This window comes from Janthinobacterium sp. BJB446 (assembly GCF_002735655.1).
GTDB classification, from domain to species: Bacteria; Pseudomonadota; Gammaproteobacteria; order Burkholderiales; family Burkholderiaceae_D; genus Janthinobacterium; species Janthinobacterium lividum.
On record NZ_PDZK01000001.1, the window covers coordinates 1,024,024 to 1,042,428 of the forward strand.

The window sequence follows — 18,405 nt, forward strand, 5'->3', positions numbered from 1 at the left end:
CATGGGACCGGCGACCATCGATTCCGGACAGGTGCTGCGCTGCGTGAGCGAGTCGCTGCGCTCGCTGATCCGCGCGCACATCCCGGAACTTGCGAATGAATCGGCGGTCGTGTTCGACTCGCCCGCCGAGATCGACAGCCAGGGCGCGACCATGCTCTCGCTCTACCTCTACAACATCGAGATCAATCCCTACCTGCGCAACCTGCCGCCCACGCTCAACCGCAGCCAGGGCAGGGCCGGGCCGAACTCGCTGGCCGTGACGCCGTCGCCGCTGGTGTCGGACCTGCTCTACATGATGGTGCCGTATGCGCGCTCGGCCGAACTCGAACTGGTGCTGGTGGACAAGCTGGTGCGCCTGTTCCACGACGTGCCGGCGCTCGCGGGCGCCTGGCTGCACCCCCAGCTCAAGGCCAGCGGCAACGATTCGATCGCCATCGTGCCCGACGCCAGTCCGATCCTGACCTTGCACAATATCTGGAGCGGCTTTCCGAACAAGCCCTACAAGCTTACCAAGCTGTACACGCTGTCGCCGGTGCGCATCGCCTCGTCCCTGCAGCCGAGCGCCGAGATGGTTGCCGACAGCACATTGGAGACGACGCGGCGCGCCATCGCCGGGGCGGGAGCGGCATGAAGCTGAGCGCCGTGATCCAGCTGATCGACGGTTTCAGCATGGCGCCGGCGGTGGGCGTGCGCGCGCATTTCCTGCTGAACGACAAGCCGATTGTGCCGCAGGACAAGGCGCAGGCCTTTTACGCCTTTGCCGGCCTCGACGACGGCAGCTACCGGCTCGACGTGCTCAGCACCGACCACCGCTATTTCGACCAGCAGCTGACGTTCGAGGTGCCGCTCAAGGAGCCGCTGGCCGACGCCATCGTCGCCTGTGTGCTGGCGCCCAGTCCCCTCTATCCGTATCCCGAGGGGACCACGCTGATCCGCGGCAAGATCGTCGACGCCGCCGCGCAACCGCTGGGCCAGGTCGCCATCAGTGCCGGCTACCAGGGCGCGCGCGCCAAGGCGCAGGCAGTGGCGGGCGAATCGTCCGGCTATGGCCGCTATGCGGGCCGCTACGCGCTGGCGCTGCGGGGTAAACTGGACGAGCCGACCACGGTCGCGCTCGGTTTTAGCAAGGCCGGCCACGCGAAGGTCAGCAGGCAGGTCAGCGTGCAACCAGGTTCCATGCTGTTCCTTGACATCGAGATGCCGTAATCCACACGAGAGACTTATTTTGGCCACTTATAACCATCCCGGTATTTATATTCAGGAAGTGCCAGGCACCCGCAGCATCCAGGGCGCTTCGACATCGACCCCGGCTTTCGTCGGCGTGACGGAAACGGGGCCGTACATGCAGCCCATCCTGCTCACCAGCTGGGCCGCCTATCAGCGCACGTTCGGCCAGCTGGCCTGGTATGCGATGGTGTCGTGGTCGGTCTACGAGTTTTTCAATGAAGGAGGCGCCGCCTGCTACGTGGTGCGCGCCAGCGACAAGGCGAGCGCCAAGTGTGCCAGCGCCAAACAGCCGCTGGCCGTCACGGCGGTCACGCCCGGCCCCTGGGGCAACGCCATTAGCATCATGGTCAGCAACGCCAGCGCGACCGACCCGAGCATCACGCCGGCGCCCACCACGCCCGTCTTCAATGTCACCGTGATGGTGGCGGCGGCGCTGATGGGCACGCCCGCCGCGCCCGTGGTGGCGACCATGCCGAACTTGCTGCTGCAGCAATACATCGTGCAAAACAGCCTCAGCCCGCAAACCTTCGGCACGGCCTCCTATTACGTACTGGAGCAGTTCAACGGCTTTACGGCCAACAGCATGATCAACGAGGCCAACAAGCCCAGCGCGCTGGCGACGCAGATCAACGCCAATTCCATGTTCATTCGCGTGGCGGTCAACAGCACCGCTTCGCCCACGCCGCCAGTGCGGCCACCGAATGGCGGGCCGACGGCGCTGAGCAACGGCGGCAACCCGAATTACGATCTGACCGATGCCACCAAGCTGCTCGACAAGGTGCAGGGCCTGAGCCTGCTGTCCGTGCCCGACACCGTCACGGCCACCGACAACAGCGGCAAGCAGTCGCTGGCGCTGCAGGGCACCCTGATCAATGCCGGCCTGATGTTCTGCATCGACAAACGCAACCTGTTCTATGTGATCGATCCGCCATTCGGCCAGAGCGTGCAGGACATCCTGTCATTCAAGTCCGGCCAGGGCCAGGCGCCGAAAGGCAATCCGAACGCGCTCAACTCCGACTTCGGCGCGCTGTATTACCCATGGGTCTACATCTACAATCCGATCGCCGGGGCCAACGTGCCGATCCCGCCATCCGGTCCGGTGCTCGGCCGCTACGCGTATACCGATATCAATGTGGGGGTGTTCAAGTCGCCTGCCGGGGTCAATGACGGCGCCTTGATGAGCGCGGTGCTGCTCGACCAAGCCCTGACCGATGCCGACCAGGACTTGCTGAACCCCGAAGGCATCAACGCGGTGCGCAATTTCATCAACTACGGCAACGTGATCTGGGGCGCGCGCACGCTGGCGCTCAACACGGAATGGACCTATGTGAGCGTGCGGCGCCTGTTCATCTATGTCGAGCAAAGCCTGCGCCAGAGCCTGATGTGGGTGGTGTTCGAACCCAACGACCAGCAACTCTGGTCATCCATCACGCGCGACGTCAGCGCTTTCCTGACCACTCTGTGGCAGCAGGGCGGCCTGTTCGGCGCGACGGCCGCCGAAGCGTTTTTCGTCACCTGCGACGAATCGAACAATCCGCTCGAGACGCGCATGCTGGGGCAGCTGTACATCGACATCGGCCTGGCGGCAGTGTATCCGGCCGAGTTCGTCATCCTGCGCCTGACCCAAAAAACCAGCGCGCCCGATTCCGGCAGCTGACCCCATCCACACCGATTGATTGCGGAGAACGCGCATGGCCACACAATTAACCGATCCCTACCGGGGATTCCGCTTCCGGGTCGAGATTGCCGGCATCCAGATCGCCGCGTTTTCCGAGGCGAGCGTACCCGACAGTACGATCGAGGCGGTCGAATACCGCGAAGGCACCGACCCGGTCTACAAGCGTTCGTTGTCGGGGCTCACCAGCTACGGCAAGCTGAGCCTGAAGAAGGGCCTGACCGACTCGATGGACCTGTACAACTGGTACCAGCTGGTGTCGACCCAGGGCTCGGGCGCGAAGGGGGCGCAAAAGAACGTTTCGCTGATACTCATGGATGCAGGCGGCGCCGACAAGGCGCGCTGGAACGTGATCAGCGCCTGGGCCAGCAAATACGAAAGCTCGGGCCTCAACGCGGCCAGCAGCGACGTGATGATCGAGACGTTCGAACTGACGATGCAATACATGACGCGCGTGTCGTAACGCGCACAAGGGGAAGCGGCAATGAGCGTGATCTGTACCGAAATCGAATTTATCCTGCCCTTGGGTTACCGCGACGGCGACGGCAACCTGCACCGCAATGGCGTGATGCGCCTGGCCACCGCCGGCGACGAGATCCTGCCGCTCAAGGACCACCGCGTCCAGAGCAACCCGGCCTACCTGATCATCATCGTGCTGTCGCGCGTGATCGTTCGTCTGGGCAGCCTTGAAATGGTCAGCACCAAGGTGGTCGAGGAGCTGTTCGCGGCCGACTTCTTCCACCTGCAGCAGCTGTACAACAAGATCAACCAGGTCGACACTGACGACGCCGGCTTGCCGGGGGAGGCGCAGGGCGCCCTGGGAAAGCCGGGCTTGCTCCAGTTTCCGACCAGCTTTACGCAGAGATAGCCTTCCTCGCCTATCACTTTCACTGGTCCCATGAGGACCTGATGGCGATGGAACACGCCGAGCGGCGCCGCTGGTGCGGCGAAATCAGCAAGATCAACCAGACGATGAATGCCGACGAGCGGCACAAGTCGATGCATAACCTGGGAGCATGAGATGGTGGTCGGTGTCAATGCAGTCATGGGTGCCGCGCAGCGCCAGCTGGGCCTGCGTATCGACCCGTTCAAGGCCTACAATTTTTTCGTCGAAGTTGAAGGCATCCTGGTGGGCGGCTTCATGTCCGTCGAAGGGCTCGAATCGAAGACCGAGGTGCGCACCGTGCGCCAGGGCGGCGTCAACGACATCGAGTACAAGCTGCCCGGCCAGGTGACCTGTTCCGACCTGGTGCTCAAGGCCGGCATCACGTCGCTCGACCCGATGTGGCTGTGGTACCAGTCGACGCTGAGCGGCGCCATCCGGCGCCGGAACGGTTCCATCTACCTGTTGGATGACCGCGGCTTGCCCAGCGTCTGGTGGGATTTCTACAATGCCTGGCCGGTGCAGTGGCAGGGGCCAAGCCTGGATGCGGGCGGCAGCCTGGTGGCATGCCAGTCGTTTACGCTGGCGCACGAAGGCATCCGCAAGAGCCTCGCGAGCAGCGTGTATTCGGCAGCGGCGGGGATACTCTGATGCGCGCCATGCGCCTTGGCTGCGCCGGCCTGGCACAGCGCTTCCATGCGGCGCGCGGCGCACCGCTGTGGCGTTTCGCCCATTCCGGCGCGCCGCTGCAGCTGCGCATGGCACATGGCGGAGGGGCAGGCCGGCACACGACGTCGGTGTTGCACTATTGGCAGCAATTTCGCTCGGCCATGGGGCTGGTGGTGCGCATGCAGGGTATGGCGCGCAAGGCGGACATGGCCGAACGCATCGAGGTGCGCCTGCTGGAATTGCGGGGCCAGCTGATGCAGGCGCACGCGCGGCAGCAAACCCTCGTGCGCCTGGTGCTGCCGCGCCTGGAGCGCGGCGTGGCGCAGGCGCAGCAGGCCAGGGCGGCGACCATCGCCTGGCTGGCGCGCGGTGCGGAGCAGCCAGCCCTGGCGCTGGCCGTGCGACGTTTCATCGCGCAGCCGGCAGCAGGGCAGCGGGACGCCGCAGCGTTGGCGCGTGCCGTCGCGCGTTGCGCCAGCCTGCGCGCCATAGCGGCAGCGTCTTCGCCGGCGCCGACCCGGACAGCCATCCGGCGCGCGCAGCCGGCGGCACACGGGGCCCCTTCCCAACCGGCCGCTGGCGGCACGGCCAGCCCTGCGCCACGCGAGGCGGCGCGGCGCGGCAGCTTGGCCAGACGGGCGCCGGCCCGCAATGGCATTGCCGCACCCGGCGCGCCGTTCCTGCGTCCCGCATCGCATCCGGCACAGTTTCCGCGCGCAACGCGCCCGGCCGTGCCCGCCCGGCAGGCAGGCGCCTGGCGCCCCCCGGTGCAGGCCGTGCCGGCGCCATTGCCCGCGCCGGCCGCGCGCGCCGCCATCGTCCTCGGACGCTACCAGGCCCGCCAGCCCGTGCGGCGCGACATGCGCCAGGCGGCGCCGGCTGCCACGGCCGAGCTGCAAAGCCGCATCGAGCATATTGTCGATACGCGCATGCTCGGCGTGGAACGCGCGGTGCAGACCCGGGTGGTGCATGAAATCGTCCATGACGGGCAGTCGCAGGAGCAGTTGCGCAAGGTGCTGGCCGAGACGCTGTTTTCCGCGCCAGTGCTGGCCTCGCTGACCGACCGCATGGCAAGCGCCATGGCCCGCCGCAGCGCCACCGAACGCTATCGCCGGGGAGGCGCCTGATGCTGGAAATGGCCAAGATCGTCGTGCATGCGACGCGCGAGGAAATTCCCGTGATGTACAACCCGACCGAACTGTCGCTGAACAAGACCGTGATGGTGCAGGGCGAGGGCTCGAACATCCAGTTTCAGCGGGTCAATAATGACGACCTGACCGTGTCGCTGTTTTTCGATACCTACGAGCGCCAGGTCGACGTGCGCAGCAAGACCAACAAGATCGTCGCGCTCACCGTGCCCAGCGTGGGCACGAATGTGCGCAAGGAGCCGCCGGTGCTGGTGTTTACCTGGGCCGGTCCGCTGTTTACGGGCATTATCGTCAAGCTCGACCAGAAATTCACGATGTTCCTCAGTTCCGGCATTCCCGTGCGCGCCGAGCTGAACGTGACGTTCAAGTCGGTGCTGACGGAAGAGGAGGACTTGCAGTCGCGCGGCTATTTCAATTGCCGCCAGCTGTGGCAGGTCAAGCAGGGCGACCGCCTGTACCTGATCGCGCAAGCGACCCTGGGCGACCCGAACCAGTGGCGCCTGATCGCCGCTCAGAACAGCATCGAGGATGCCTTGAATTTCCCGCAGCGCAAGGATATCGGCCGCAATCTGGTCATTCCCGACGTGCATGCCGGCACCGCGGGAGCCGTGTATGCTTAGCGTCCAGACCGGGGCATTCAAGATCCTGAAGAACCGCAGCCCTTTGCCATCCTCGATCGTGGCCGCCATCCACAACGTGCGCGTGCACGATGAAATCAATGTACCGGCCATGTTCAGCTTCACGCTCGACATGGTGAAGGCGGACGGCGCCTGGCAGGACGTCGATCTCGACGTATTCAAGCCGGGCGACCAGATCACGATTTTCCTGGGCCTGAACCAGTTGCATCAACTGATCAGCGGCGATATCACGGCCATCGAACCGAGTTTCAGCACGGCATCTTCGGCCGCCACGATACGCGGTTTCGACCGCATGTACCGGCTCAAGTTCGGTACCCGCACCAAAACCTACAGCTTGCTCAATGATAACGAGATCGTCAGCGACGTGGCGCGCGCGGCACGTTTGCCGGTGAGCCTGGAGGGCCAGCCGGACACCATCAACCAGTACGTCATCCAGAACAATGTTTCCAACTACGCCTTCCTGATGGAGCGCTGCAAGCAGCTCGACTATGAACTGCTCATGGCCGACACGACGCTCGTGTTCCGTCCCTCGGCCGAGGGCAACGGCGCCATCAAGACGCTCAGTTATCCGCGCGACCTGAGTGCGGTGAGCCTGAACCTGAAAGTGCCGACCATGGGCCAGAAGGTGACGGCCATCGGCTACGACGTCGAAACGAATGCCGTCATCACGGCCGTGGCGCAGTCCGGCACCAGCCAGGACAAGATGGGCGGCAGCGAAACGGGCTACGAGGCGGCGGAAGATTTTCCCAGTTCGGAAATGACGCTGCAATGTCCCGGCATCAGCGATCCGGCCGCGCTGCAGGCGGTGGCCGACGCGCAGTTCCAGAGCCAGTTGCAGAGTTTTATCGAAGGCCAGGCCAGCCTGGTGGGCGACAGCGACCTGGTGGCTGGCGTGAACATCAAGATCACCGGGCTGAGCGAGCGTTTTGACGGCACCTATTACGTCACCTCGAGCACCCACGACTATGACGACAGCAGCGGCTACAAGACGGACATCAACGTGCGCAGGACGGGTATATGAACGGCAACGCATCCGGGGTCACGCTCGGCAAGGTCAGCAACACCGAAGACCCCAAGGGCCTGGGACGCATCCGTGTATTTTTGACGCTGAGTGGCGCCACCATCGAGTCGGACTGGCTGCAGGTGATGAGCTTTTTCGCCGGCCCCGGCTATGGCGCCTTTTTCCTGCCCAGGAAAGACGATTCGGCCTTGCTGGCCTTCGCCGACGGCGACCCGAACCAGCCGTATGTGCTGGGCTTCCTGTGGAACGGCGTGCAAAAGCCGCCCGTCGAGGCGGCCCAGCAGCAGGAAGTGCGCATGCTCAGGACGCAGTTGGGCAAGACCATCGTGCTCGATGATAGTGCGCAGGGCAAGATCACCATCATCGACGAAAAGAACAACCAGATCGAGCTCGATACCGCCAACAACAAGATCAGCATCAGCAGCGAAGGCGACCTGGCGATCAGCGCCAAGGGCACGCTGACCATCAGCGCGCCCCACGTGGTGCTGCAGACCAAGGACGGCAGCGTCAAGGCCGATTTGTCGGCCGAGGGCATGCAGTTGCAGGGCGCAAAGGCGCTCAAGCTGCAAGCCGCCATGATCGATCTGAACTGATGGGCATGGGCGCAGCCAAGGCGGGCGACAGTATCGTCAACGCCGCCGACATCCACATCGTACTGGTACCGAGCCCGGGCGGACCGGTGCCGACCCCGCAGCCGTTCCCGTTTTCCGGCAAGATCGCCAGCAATACCAGTCCGAACGTGCGCATCAACGGCAGGCCTGCGGCGACCGTCGGTTCGATGGCCAACAATGTGCCGCCGCATATCGCCGCCAGCGGCCAGTTCCAGGTGCCGCCCACCAATCTCGGGCAGGTGATGCTTGGCAGTTTGACGGTACGCATCAACGGCAAGGGCGCCGCGCGCGCGGGCGACCTGTGCGAAACCTGCCACGACCTGCCGCCGGCCGGTCCGCAGGCGCCGCCGCCGACCGTGCAGGTGGCCGGCATGAGCACCGTGAGGATGGGCTAGCGATGGCCACCGGCGCCGATTTCCTGGGCCAGGGCTGGGCGTTCCCCGTGCAGACCAGCGGCGGGCGCGTGCTGTTCGCGGCCGGCGCCGACGACATCGCCGAAGCCATCCTGATCATCCTGCAGACGGCGCCCGGCGAAAGAGTGATGCTGCCGGCCTTCGGCTGCCGCATCAATGAGCTGGTGTTCTCGGCCGGCAATGCCAGCGCCAGCAGCCTGGCGCAGCTGTACGTGAAACAGGCGCTGGACCGCTGGGAGCCGCGCATCCAGGTCACCGGCGTGGCCGCCCTCATCGACGCGCAACAGCCCAATTGCCTGCAGGTGTCGGTCGATTACCTGATCCGCTCGCACAACCAGCCGGCCAATCTGGTCTACCCATTCTTTCTCAAATAAGCCAGGACATACGCATGGACATACAATTGATTAACGACCGCCTTGCCGAATTAAAAAGCAACGAAAGTGCGGGACAGGCGCAGCTGCAGGCGCTGCAGGACGAATTCAACGAGCGCAAACGCCAGCTCCAGGCAACCTTGCTGCGCATCAGCGGCGCCATCCAGGTGCTTGAAGAGCTGCGCGCGGAAGCGGCAGGCGAGCCGCGTCCATGACTTCCCCGACGCTCGACTTCCGCGACGCCGAGCAGTTTTATGCGCAGACGCTGGCGCTGGCCAAGGCCTATGTCCCCGAATGGAGCGGCTACTGGAATACGCTGCCGCCAAGTGCGTCGGACGTCGACCAGGATCCGGGGCTGGTGCTGCTGAAACTGTTTTCGCAGCTGGCCGCGTACACGGCCGATATCGAGAACGCCATGCCGGAGCAGCGCCGCCTGGGGTTTTTCCAGTTCATGAATATGCAGTTGCGCGCGCCGCTGGCGGCGCAGGCGCCGCTGCGCTTCCTGCTCAAGGCCGGCCAGCCGGCGGCGACGGTGCCGGCCCAGTGCGCGGTGCTCGATGCGCAAGACCAGACGATCCGCTTCCAGACCAATGAGACGCTGCTGGTGCTGCCCGCCACGCTGTCGGCGGCGCTGACGGTCATTCCGGCGCAGGACCAGTTCATCGATGCTTTGCCCAGCCTGCTCGGGGACCAGGCCGGGGTGCCGATCTTCGTGGCCAGCCAGCTGGTCGATCCGGCCGAACAGCCGCTCGGGCATTGGTTCATGATGGGCGATCCGACCCTGTTCAAGCCTGACGACGCGCTGCAGAGCATCACCGTCACCCTGACCGGCAAGCAGCTGTACCCTGAATATTTCGGACAATGGTTCGATGGCGCGCTGACGCCGCTGACGACGCAGTTGACGAGTTCATCGTCGGAGCGGCAGCTCGACATCGTGCTGGGCATGCCGCCGCGCGCGGCCGCCGTGCCGCTGGCGCAGCTCCAGCGGCAGTTGTACCGGGCGGGCGAGCCGGGCGCCGGTTTCGACGCCGCGCCCTTGAGCGGGCAGGATGGCGAAGCGCAATACTGGCTGCTGGTCAAGCCCGCGCCGCAAGTCAAGGTGCTGGCCTCGCTGGCCCAGCAATTGCCCGTCATCACGGGGTTGAACTGCACCTTCAAGGGCAAGGCCATCGTGCCGCAGCAGGCCGCCTGCAATGGCGTGCTGCTCGATATCGCCAATGGCGCCTATCCGTTCGGCGAAACGCCGAAAACCAACGATGCGTTCTACCTGCGCTCGGACAGCGTGTTCGCCAGGACCGGCGCCCTGGTGACGATCTATTTCACGCTGACGACCTTGCAGTACACTTTTCCCGTGCGGCTGGTCTGGCAATTCTGGGACGGCTTGCAATGGAGCGCCTTCAACGCCACCACCACGGACGCCAGCACCTACCAATTCGTCGACAGGATCAACAATTTTCAGTACGATAGCCCGGACGGCCCCACCTGCATCCAGTTCGCCTGCCCGAAGTTCGGTCCGGGCACCGTGGCCGGTTCCGAAGGGCTGTGGATACGCTGCGTGATCGCCGAAGGCGGTTACGGGCAGCAGGGCGGCATTGCCAGCACCAGCGTCAGCACCACCATCGACGCCATCCCCGCGGATGTGCTGGGCCAGGCGCAAAAACTGGGGGTGAGCAAATACCTCAACGACGTGGCCGGCGTCAATTTCAGCTACACGATTTCCCAGCCGAGCTACTACCCGCCGTTCGTGCTCTCGGCGCGTATCGAATACAGCTTCGCGGCCAAGCCGCAGAGCTTCTGGAGCTACAACGCCTTCACCCTGAGCCGTTTCCTGTTCAGCCCGTTCAAACCGGTCGACGCGCTGCTGACCGGCTTCTATTTTGCCTTCGACGACGGGGGATTCGCCGCCGCCTGTGCCGGCAACAAGCTGGTCCTGTACTTCTATCTGCAGCAGGAACAGGCCGCCCCCGGGCGCACCCTGCAGTGGGAATATCACGACGGCCAGCAGTGGCGGGCGCTGGCGGTGGACGATGCCACCTACGGCTTGAGCCGCTCTGGCCTGGTCGGCTTCGTGGTTCCGGCCGCGATGCAGGCGGCCTACCTGTTTTCGCAGATGGCATTCTGGTTCCGCATCAACAATGCCCATGTCGACCGTATCATCCGTCTGTATGGCATGTATCCGAACACGGTCATGGCGTCGAACCTGACCACCCTGGTCGATGAAGTGCTCGGATCGAGCAACGAGCAGATGTTCCAGCAGTTCACGCTCGACTATCCACCCGTGCTGGCCGACCTGCTGCTGTGCGTGATCGAACCTGCCGGGCTGATGGCGGGGCAGGACCCTGGCGCGGCCGAATTTGCCGATGCGGAGCTGGCGGACGTGCGCGTGGGCGCCGGCGAGGTGGCGCGGCGCTGGACCCAGGTCGAGAACTTCGCCTTCAGCGGCCCGACCGACCGCGTGTATACGCTCGACTATGCAAACGGGCTGCTGACCTTTGGCGATGGCTACAACGGCATGATCCCGCCGCCTGGGCACAACAATATCGTCGCCATCCGCTACCACCATACGCAAGGGTTGGCAGGAAATGTGGGCGCTGGCACGCTGACGGTGCTGCGTCCCGGCATCGCCAACATCGCCGCAGTGGCCAATCCGGCCCCGGCGGCCGGCGGGGTCGGCTGCGCTACGCGGGCGGAACTGGCGGCCACCAGTCCCGCGCTGGTGCGGGCGGGTGGCTGGGCCGTGCAACTGCAGGATTTCACGGCCCTGGCCGGCGCCGCCAGCGCCCAGGTGGCACAGGCGCGCGCGGTGGAGGCCGAAGGCAATACCATCCGCATCGCGGTGCTGCCCCTGTCCACCGATCCGCTGCCGTACGCCACCCCGGCGCTGCTGGACCAGGTGGGCGCGTATGTCCGGCAATACTGCCTGGCGGCGCTGGTCGGGCGCATCGGCATCGAGGCGGCGCGTTATGTGCCGGTGTCCGTCACGGCGCAACTGGCGGCCCGCATCGCGCCCGACCAGGTGCAAGCCGAACAGGCGCGTATCGCGGCGCTGCTGCGCGCCTATTTCCAGCCGGTGTATGGCGGTCCTCCCGGGCAGGGCTGGCGTTTCGGCCAGACCGTGCAGGCGTCCGCCATCCATTTGCTGCTGCGCAGCCTGCCTGGCGTGACCGGCGTGCTTGCCCTGAACGTGAATGGGCGCCAGGATGGCAATGTCGTGCTGGCGCCCACCGAGCTGCCCGTCGCTGGCAGCATGCTCGTGTATATCTCGGCGGTGTAGCCATGGCCTTCGAGCTGCCCGACCTCGACCGCAAGAGCTACCAGGAACTGGCAGCCGACCTGGTGCGCCGGATCCCGCAGTACACGCGCCAGTGGACGGATTACAACGATAGCGATCCGGGCATCACCCTGCTGCAATTGCTGGCCTGGCTGGACGAGTCGCTGCTGTACCAGGCCAATGCGATTCCCGTGCAGACGGACGAGAACTACCTGCGCTGGGTGCTGGGCCTGGCCTTTTCCGGCAACCAGACCGCCTACAGCCTGGCCGCCAAGGCCAACCATGACGCCGCCTTCCTGGCCTTGCAGCAGGTGCTGGCGCAGCTCGAACAGGGCGTCGTGCTGAACAAGCCGACGCTGCAGCAATATGTGCTGGCCTATGTCGGCCGTCCTTACATGGCGCTGACCTTGCCGAACATCGACACGCTGGCGCTGGAAACCAACCAGGTCATCGCACAGCAGGCAGCGGGTGCCGCCGCGGGCAGTGCCGCCGCCACGCCGCTGCTGGTGCGGCGCGCATATGCGCAAAGCGCGGGGGAGGGCAGCGTTGCCTGGATACTCAGCGATGCGCAATGGCGCTACCAGTATCCGCCGTATCCGAACCAGGCCGGCAACGGCAAAAGCAATAGCACCACGCGGCGCAAGGTGCTGATGATCGAGGCCGCCGCCGACGCGGCCGCCGAGCGTACCTTGCTCACGGCCGTAAACAAATACCTGGCCCCGCGCGTGATCGCCGGCAACCGGGTGCAGGCGCGTGCGGCGCAGTTCACCGACATCAACGTGACGCTGGTCGCCGGCTGCGTGCCGACGGTGCGCCTGGATGTCACGCTGGGCCTGCTGTTCGCGCGCCTCTTCGCCTACTTCCTGCCCTGCGAGGGAGGGCCGGCCGGTCAGGGTTGGCCATATGACGAGGCGCCCACCGAAGCGGCGCTGCGCCAGCTGGTCCTGGGCATGCCGGGCATCGATGCCATCGACGAGCTGGTCTTCGATTTCATCCCCACCCTGGCGCTCGACCGGATGGCCGTGCTGGACGTCAACGCCCAGCTTGCCGATCTGCCGCCCGGCACGCCCGCGATGTTTTACCGGGGATTGCCGCGCCTGCGCTGCCTCGATGTCAGCGTCAGGAGCAATGCCGCATGAGCGCGCCGTCAAGCTACCTGCGCTACCTGCCTGCCGTGTACAGCACCACGCAGCCGGCTTTTCTGGCGCAGTACCTGAAGATTTTTGAAAAGATATTGACCGGCATCGGCGATGCGGAGCTGGGCGGGCGCAAGGGCATCCATGAGCTGTTGCAGGCGGACGTCATCGGCAACCTGTTCTATCCGCGCCTGAGTTTCCTGTTTCCCCCGTCGGACACGAGTTTCATTCCGCCCATCTCAGGCGCGACGGCAAAGCAGGAAACGGCCATCCTGGCCGACCTCGACACCTATATCCAGGTGCCCGCGCCCAACGATCCGCTGGCTGGCTACGTGGCCGCCGCGCCGGGTGCATCGGACCCGAACGCGCCCATCGAAGCCTGGCTCGATGATTTTCTCGACTGGCTCGGCGGCTGGGTCGCGCTGGCCGTCGACAACGACTGGGACATCGACCAGAAGCGCACCGTGATCGCGGAAATCATGGCCCTGTACCGCATGCGCGGGACCTTGCAGGGCTTGAGCATGCTGGCCAACCTGCTGCTCGGGCTGCCCATGGCCATGCACGGCCAGCAACTGGACGACAGTGGCAAGTGGATTGCCATCGACGGTACCGTGTCGGTGGCCATCAGCGCGCCGGCAGCGCCCGATATCGTGGCAAGCGACCTGGCCGGCAGCGCCTTCATCGTGCACGACGCTTACGTTGCCGGCGCGCCCGTCGTGGCGGGCTACCTGCCGTGGCTGTTCAACGTGCAGATGGTGCTGCCGAACGCGCACAATCCGCTGTTCATCCTGACGGCTTCCAACGTGGCGCAGATCCAGGCGCTGTACGGCCGGCTCGAGCAGTTCCTGCGCGTCATGAAGCCTGCCGCCAGCAACTACATCATCACGATCGTACCCAGCATGCAGTTGCAGGCGCAAGGCTATGCCAGCGCGCTGGGCGTCAATACCTTACTCGGCCAACAAGGAATCCAGACATGAGCACCATCATCAAGGCGGACGTCGCCGACCACCTGAACTACCATACCGGCATGTTCCTCACGTCGGACTACATGACGCTCGAGCAGAATTATTTCAGCAACTGGTTCTGGCTGCAAAACCAGTACCTGTTCTCGTCCGGCGTGCTGAACGGCATGCTGGTGAGCCAGGCCGGCAATACACTGGCCGTCAGCCAGGGCGTGGCCTTCGACGATGCAGGCCGTTTCCTGATCCTGCCGTCCGGTGGGACGCCGCTCACGCTGCCGTCGGATGCCAGCAATCCCATGCTGGTGTACGCCTGCTATCCCGACACCAGCGCGTCGACCGCCAACGTGGTCAGCGAGGCGGCCCAGCTGCTTGCCGCGAAGAGGGTGCCCGCGAATGGCGTGCTGCTGGCCACCGTCACGCTCGACGCCAACAAGGCCATCGTCAGCGTGACGGACAGCCGGATTCCTGTGACGAGCCGGCTGCCGGCCGCGCTGGGGGACGCGAGGGTAGGCGCCGCGCCCGATAGCTTCTTGCAGGGCACGCTGACGGTGCCGGCGGCCCAGCTGCAAGGCGCGGGCGCCAGCACCAGCGTCACCGTCAATTTCTATGATACGCAGCAGGATGCCTTCAGCACGCCGCCCACCGTGATGGTGACGGTGGGCGGCAGCGTTCCGTACGCCACCGCCGTTGCCTCCGGCACGGCGCAATTCGTCGTCACGCTGCTGGCGCTGCAGGCGGCTGGCGGCGGTGGCGATATCGCATTGTCGTGGATCGCCATCCCCGGCACCAGTTCCGTGTCCAGCGCCAGCATCCGGGAAAAACCATGAAACAGCCACGTGTCGAACGGCCCAACTATTTTTCGGGCGAAGCCTTGCTGACGGACGATTTCCGCTGCGAGCAGCAGTATCAGATGGACATGCTGGCGGCGCGCAATGTCAGCCTGTACCTGTATGGCATAGCGCACGGTCTCGAGGTTGCCGCCTCGGCGGATGGGCAGCCGAGCCAGCTCGAAGTGTCGCGCGGTATGGCGATCGATGCCCTGGGCCGGCAAATCATCCTGCTCGAGCCGGCCGTGCTGACGTTCGACAAGCTGGACCCCGGCGCGACCTATTTCATTACCATTAACTATTTCGAGGTGTTCGCCGACCTCAGCGACGAGAGCGGCACGGCCGGCTACAAGCGCATCGTGCAGCAACCGCAGATCCAGTACTTGCGCAATCTCGACCAGCCCGGCACGAACATTTTACTGGCGGTCATTTCCCTGACCACCGAGGGCAGCATCAACAGCCTGACCTACAAATCCGGGCGCAACGAGCGCCGCTATGTGGGCAGCAGCGTCGGTTCGGTCAATTTCGTCACGGAAGGGGCGGGCGTGAACCAGGCCTTTTCCGCGCCATCCAATATTACCGGCGCCACGGTGCCGGCGGACTACGCCAGCATCAGCGCGCGCCGCGAAGGCAGCCGCGCCGATGACTATTACCTGGAGTTCGATGCCCCGCGCGGGCAGTTCATGGGTTTGCTGACGGCGCGCAACAACCTCGGCGTGGGGACCGACAATCCGGTCGCCAACCTGCAGGTCGACGCCGTGACCATCAAGGGCAAGGGCACGATCAGCTGGGACAACCAGCTGGTCACCTTCTCGGATGCGCCCGCGCCGTTCCTGCAAGTGGGCGACCAGCTCATCGCGGACCCCTCGGTGCGCATGGGGACGGCCCAGTGGCGCACCGTCAGCAAGATCGTCCAGGATGGTTTGCAAGTCGAGATCGACGCTGCGTTTTCGCCCACCACGATGCCGGCGCCCGGATCGGGCTACACCTACATGCGTTCGGCCCTGGCCCGTTTTTCGCGCAGCGACGGCACCTTGCTGCAGGTAAGCCTGGACGGCACCGTCGGCCTGGGGGTGCAGGCGCTGGCCAAGGGGGGCTCCGCCAGCGCCGGGCCGAATGCGCTGGTCATCGGGCGGGACCGCAACGTCGGCATCGGCCTGAACGAAGGCGCGCCGCGCGCCGCCCTCGACGTGCAGGGGCAGATCCTGGCCGACAGCCTGACTGCCAGCGGCGCCATCAAGGCCCAGAGTTTCGAGGGCAACGGCTCCAAGCTGCAGGGCATGGCCATGCTCAGCTACTGGACCAAGGAGTCGCCGGGGCAGGCGGCGAGCCGGCTGTTCTACGATGGCGGCAACGTCGGCATCTTCGACCGCAGCCCGGCCGCCTCGCTGAGCGTGGGCGGCGGCAGCGCCTTTATCGGCAATGGCGTCATCAGCTCGATCAGCGCCGATGTCGTGCAGGGTTACAACACCACGTTCCAGGACCAGGTCAAGGTGGGCGACCTGATCGCCATCGGCACCCTGAACCAGCAGCAGGCGGTGCTGGCCAAGACGCCAGCCAGCGATACGGAACTGGTCCTGACGACGCAGTTTGAAATCCCCGTCATCAATTCACCCTACAGCTACCTGGTGTCGGGCACGGTTGAACCGGTCACCGGCCCCGGCAAGGTCAGCAGCAACGGCACGACCATCACCGGCACGGAGGGCACCAAGTTTACCGCCTTGTCGGCCGGCGATACCCTGCTCATTCCCCGTTTCACTCCGGCGGCAGTGCAGGTACAGAGCGTCGCGCAGGTTGCCAGCGATACGCAACTGACCTTGTCCGCGCCGTACGCGGGGAAGGTCGACAGCCTGCCGTACCAGCTACAGGGGGCCGACGGCGTGAAGGTGGACGGGAAGGGGACCATCAGCATCGATCCGGCCACGCCGACCGTGGTCACGGGCGCTGGCACCGCCTTTCTGAGCGCGGCGAAGGCGGGCGACCAGCTGTTTGCCGCGGCCGATCCGCAGACACTGCCGCGGCTGCTGCGCGTCAAGTCGGTCGATAGCCAGACCCAGCTGACCTTGCTGGAAGGCGGCGCCGCCACGTCCCCGTTCGCGGCTGCCACGTCGGCCTACATGGTCAGCGCGGGCCTGCTGGCCCAGTTCAAGGCCAACGACGACAATGCCATCCTGGCACCCGCAGAAGAGGCGGGGCTGCCGCCGGCCATGCTCATCGTCAGCAATAGCGAGCCGCCCAACTACAACACGGTCGCCATCAATCTCGCGCTCACCGACGTCGACACGCAATACGCCCTGCAGGTAAACGGCCCCGTCAGTTTTGCCAGCGGCGCGGCGACCTTCAGCGATTTGACGGCCGACACCATCTGGGCCCAGGAGTCGGTGGCGATCGGTGGCACCGGCTTTGCCGCCGGCGCCAATCTGCTCAGCGTGGCCGCGGTGGGCGGCGCGGCGCCCACGCTGGCCGTTACGCCCAGTGAGGTGGCGGTGACGGGCAATATCAATGTCGCCGGCAACGTCACGGCGACGGGCACGCTGCAGGCGGGCATCCTGGCGGGCGAAATGCTCGGTGAGCGCGCGCAATATCACAATCCGTCGTTTCCTTTCAAACAGCTTGCGGCGAGCGACGGCATCCTGATGGCTTTCATGGGAACACTGACTCTCGATCCGCGCCTACCGGCATTTTTTGGCATCTTGCAGGGCGCGACGGTTGACGCCAGCAGCCAATCGACCAGCGCCACCTATGTAACGGCTTTTACCAAGCCCGTGACCGTGAAAACCGGAAAAAAGGGCGTCACGACGTACAACGTTCCCGTTCCTGGCGTGTTTACGCTGCCGGTGAGGCAGGGCGAGACGTGGCAGGTCACGTTGGTCACCAATCAAGATGCAGGCGAAGCGCCGCCCGATGTCGTGCTGACCTGGATACCCGCCGGTGCAGGCGCATCGGCGTTGAACGCCGTCACGGCGGGGCCGGACATCAACCCGAACCGGCTCATGGCCGACTCGTTCCTGAACCTGCAGGAGCGCATGGCCAGCGGCCAGGTGCCAGGCACGGTCACCGCCACGGCCCAGGAAGTGATCGATGGGCGCGTCAACGACCTGACCCAGGTCTTTGGCGACCTTACCCACATGAGCGCGGACGAGGAAGAGCGGGCGCAGTTCGTGCGCGACCTGCAAAAGATCGTCTGCTCGCCAGCCTTGCCTGGCGAAGCGGAAGTCGCCAAGCCGCTCGATCCGCAGGCGGTCCAGGATTTGATCGACACCTTCGGCAAGGCCAGCGGCCACAGCTTTACCGACGAGCAACGCGGCCTGCTCCAGGCCGGCGTCGAGGCGCTGGTGCAAATCAATGACAGCGAGGCCAGCCGCGCCGACCTGGGATTGATCAAGAAGAATATCGGCATGTTCATCGGCAACGTGCAGCAGGTGCTGGGCATCGAGTTCAGCAGCACCGACACGCGGCTGCTGACACGGGCGCTGGTACGGCTGGTCGGCGACGGCAGGCAGAACGATATGTGAAGCATTTTCGCACTTGCCTCACAGGGCAAGACATTTTG

The 18,405-nt window shown here is 65.1% G+C and carries 19 protein-coding genes; all 19 read left to right on the forward strand.

Translation table 11 applies throughout. The features are described from left to right. The first annotated feature begins 1 nt into the window (after position 1). Genes CSQ92_RS04660 through CSQ92_RS04745 form a run of 19 tightly spaced genes read left to right on the forward strand, consistent with a single transcriptional unit; the run spans position 2 to position 18,367 of the window. Positions 2-631 (forward strand): DUF4255 domain-containing protein, encoded by a 630-nt coding sequence (locus tag CSQ92_RS04660; RefSeq protein WP_099393345.1) that lies wholly within the window; start codon positions 2-4, stop codon positions 629-631. Then, positions 628-1,206: a hypothetical protein gene (locus CSQ92_RS04665; protein WP_099393346.1), complete on the forward strand. Its 579-nt coding sequence runs from the start codon at positions 628-630 to the stop codon at positions 1,204-1,206. The genes CSQ92_RS04660 and CSQ92_RS04665 overlap by 4 nt, the downstream gene beginning before the upstream one ends. A gap of 19 nt (positions 1,207-1,225) precedes the next feature. Next, entirely contained in the window at positions 1,226-2,884 is a 1,659-nt protein-coding gene (locus tag CSQ92_RS04670; RefSeq protein ID WP_257219120.1) for a phage tail sheath C-terminal domain-containing protein, read from the forward strand. Positions 2,885-2,918: 34 nt separating this feature from the next. Then, positions 2,919-3,365, forward strand: coding sequence for a phage tail protein (locus CSQ92_RS04675; protein WP_034777734.1), 447 nt, complete (start codon positions 2,919-2,921; stop codon positions 3,363-3,365). 21 nt (positions 3,366-3,386) lie between these two features. Further along, the gene (locus CSQ92_RS04680) at positions 3,387-3,770 is read left to right on the forward strand and encodes a hypothetical protein (protein WP_052139831.1); all 384 of its coding nucleotides are present in this window, start codon (positions 3,387-3,389) and stop codon (positions 3,768-3,770) included. 38 nt (positions 3,771-3,808) lie between these two features. Next, positions 3,809-3,922: a DUF6760 family protein gene (locus CSQ92_RS29540; protein ID WP_306508707.1), complete on the forward strand. Its 114-nt coding sequence runs from the start codon at positions 3,809-3,811 to the stop codon at positions 3,920-3,922. A gap of 1 nt (position 3,923) precedes the next feature. Then, positions 3,924-4,436, forward strand: a complete 513-nt coding sequence (locus CSQ92_RS04685) for a phage tail protein (protein ID WP_099393347.1) — start codon at positions 3,924-3,926, stop codon at positions 4,434-4,436. Then, a complete protein-coding gene (locus tag CSQ92_RS04690; protein WP_099393348.1) occupies positions 4,436-5,581 on the forward strand; it encodes a hypothetical protein in 1,146 nt (381 codons plus the stop codon). The genes CSQ92_RS04685 and CSQ92_RS04690 overlap by 1 nt, the downstream gene beginning before the upstream one ends. Next, entirely contained in the window at positions 5,581-6,222 is a 642-nt protein-coding gene (locus CSQ92_RS04695; RefSeq protein ID WP_070279322.1) for a CIS tube protein, read from the forward strand. Before CSQ92_RS04690 ends, CSQ92_RS04695 begins: the two co-directional genes overlap by 1 nt. Continuing rightward, positions 6,215-7,261 carry a phage late control D family protein gene (locus CSQ92_RS04700; RefSeq protein WP_070279323.1) on the forward strand — a complete coding sequence of 349 codons (1,047 nt, stop codon included), beginning with the start codon at positions 6,215-6,217 and terminating at the stop codon, positions 7,259-7,261. The genes CSQ92_RS04695 and CSQ92_RS04700 overlap by 8 nt, the downstream gene beginning before the upstream one ends. Next, complete coding sequence (locus CSQ92_RS04705) at positions 7,258-7,854, forward strand: phage baseplate assembly protein V (protein ID WP_099393349.1); 597 nt, start codon at positions 7,258-7,260, stop codon at positions 7,852-7,854. Before CSQ92_RS04700 ends, CSQ92_RS04705 begins: the two co-directional genes overlap by 4 nt. Before the next feature lie 5 nt (positions 7,855-7,859). Beyond that, entirely contained in the window at positions 7,860-8,267 is a 408-nt protein-coding gene (locus CSQ92_RS04710) for a PAAR domain-containing protein (RefSeq protein WP_257219121.1), read from the forward strand. A gap of 2 nt (positions 8,268-8,269) precedes the next feature. Then, entirely contained in the window at positions 8,270-8,659 is a 390-nt protein-coding gene (locus tag CSQ92_RS04715) for a GPW/gp25 family protein (protein WP_034777759.1), read from the forward strand. A gap of 14 nt (positions 8,660-8,673) precedes the next feature. Continuing rightward, entirely contained in the window at positions 8,674-8,871 is a 198-nt protein-coding gene (locus tag CSQ92_RS04720; RefSeq protein ID WP_034777761.1) for a hypothetical protein, read from the forward strand. After that, a complete protein-coding gene (locus CSQ92_RS04725) occupies positions 8,868-11,930 on the forward strand; it encodes a baseplate J/gp47 family protein (protein ID WP_099393351.1) in 3,063 nt (1,020 codons plus the stop codon). Before CSQ92_RS04720 ends, CSQ92_RS04725 begins: the two co-directional genes overlap by 4 nt. Positions 11,931-11,932: 2 nt before the next feature. After that, complete coding sequence (locus tag CSQ92_RS04730) at positions 11,933-13,066, forward strand: hypothetical protein (protein WP_099393352.1); 1,134 nt, start codon at positions 11,933-11,935, stop codon at positions 13,064-13,066. After that, positions 13,063-14,040, forward strand: a complete 978-nt coding sequence (locus CSQ92_RS04735; RefSeq protein ID WP_099393353.1) for a phage tail protein — start codon at positions 13,063-13,065, stop codon at positions 14,038-14,040. Before CSQ92_RS04730 ends, CSQ92_RS04735 begins: the two co-directional genes overlap by 4 nt. Further along, complete coding sequence (locus CSQ92_RS04740; protein ID WP_099393354.1) at positions 14,037-14,852, forward strand: hypothetical protein; 816 nt, start codon at positions 14,037-14,039, stop codon at positions 14,850-14,852. Before CSQ92_RS04735 ends, CSQ92_RS04740 begins: the two co-directional genes overlap by 4 nt. Then, on the forward strand, positions 14,849-18,367 hold the full coding sequence (locus CSQ92_RS04745) for a hypothetical protein (protein WP_099393355.1): 3,519 nt from the start codon (positions 14,849-14,851) through the stop codon (positions 18,365-18,367). The genes CSQ92_RS04740 and CSQ92_RS04745 overlap by 4 nt, the downstream gene beginning before the upstream one ends. The last annotated feature ends 38 nt before the right edge of the window (positions 18,368-18,405 follow it).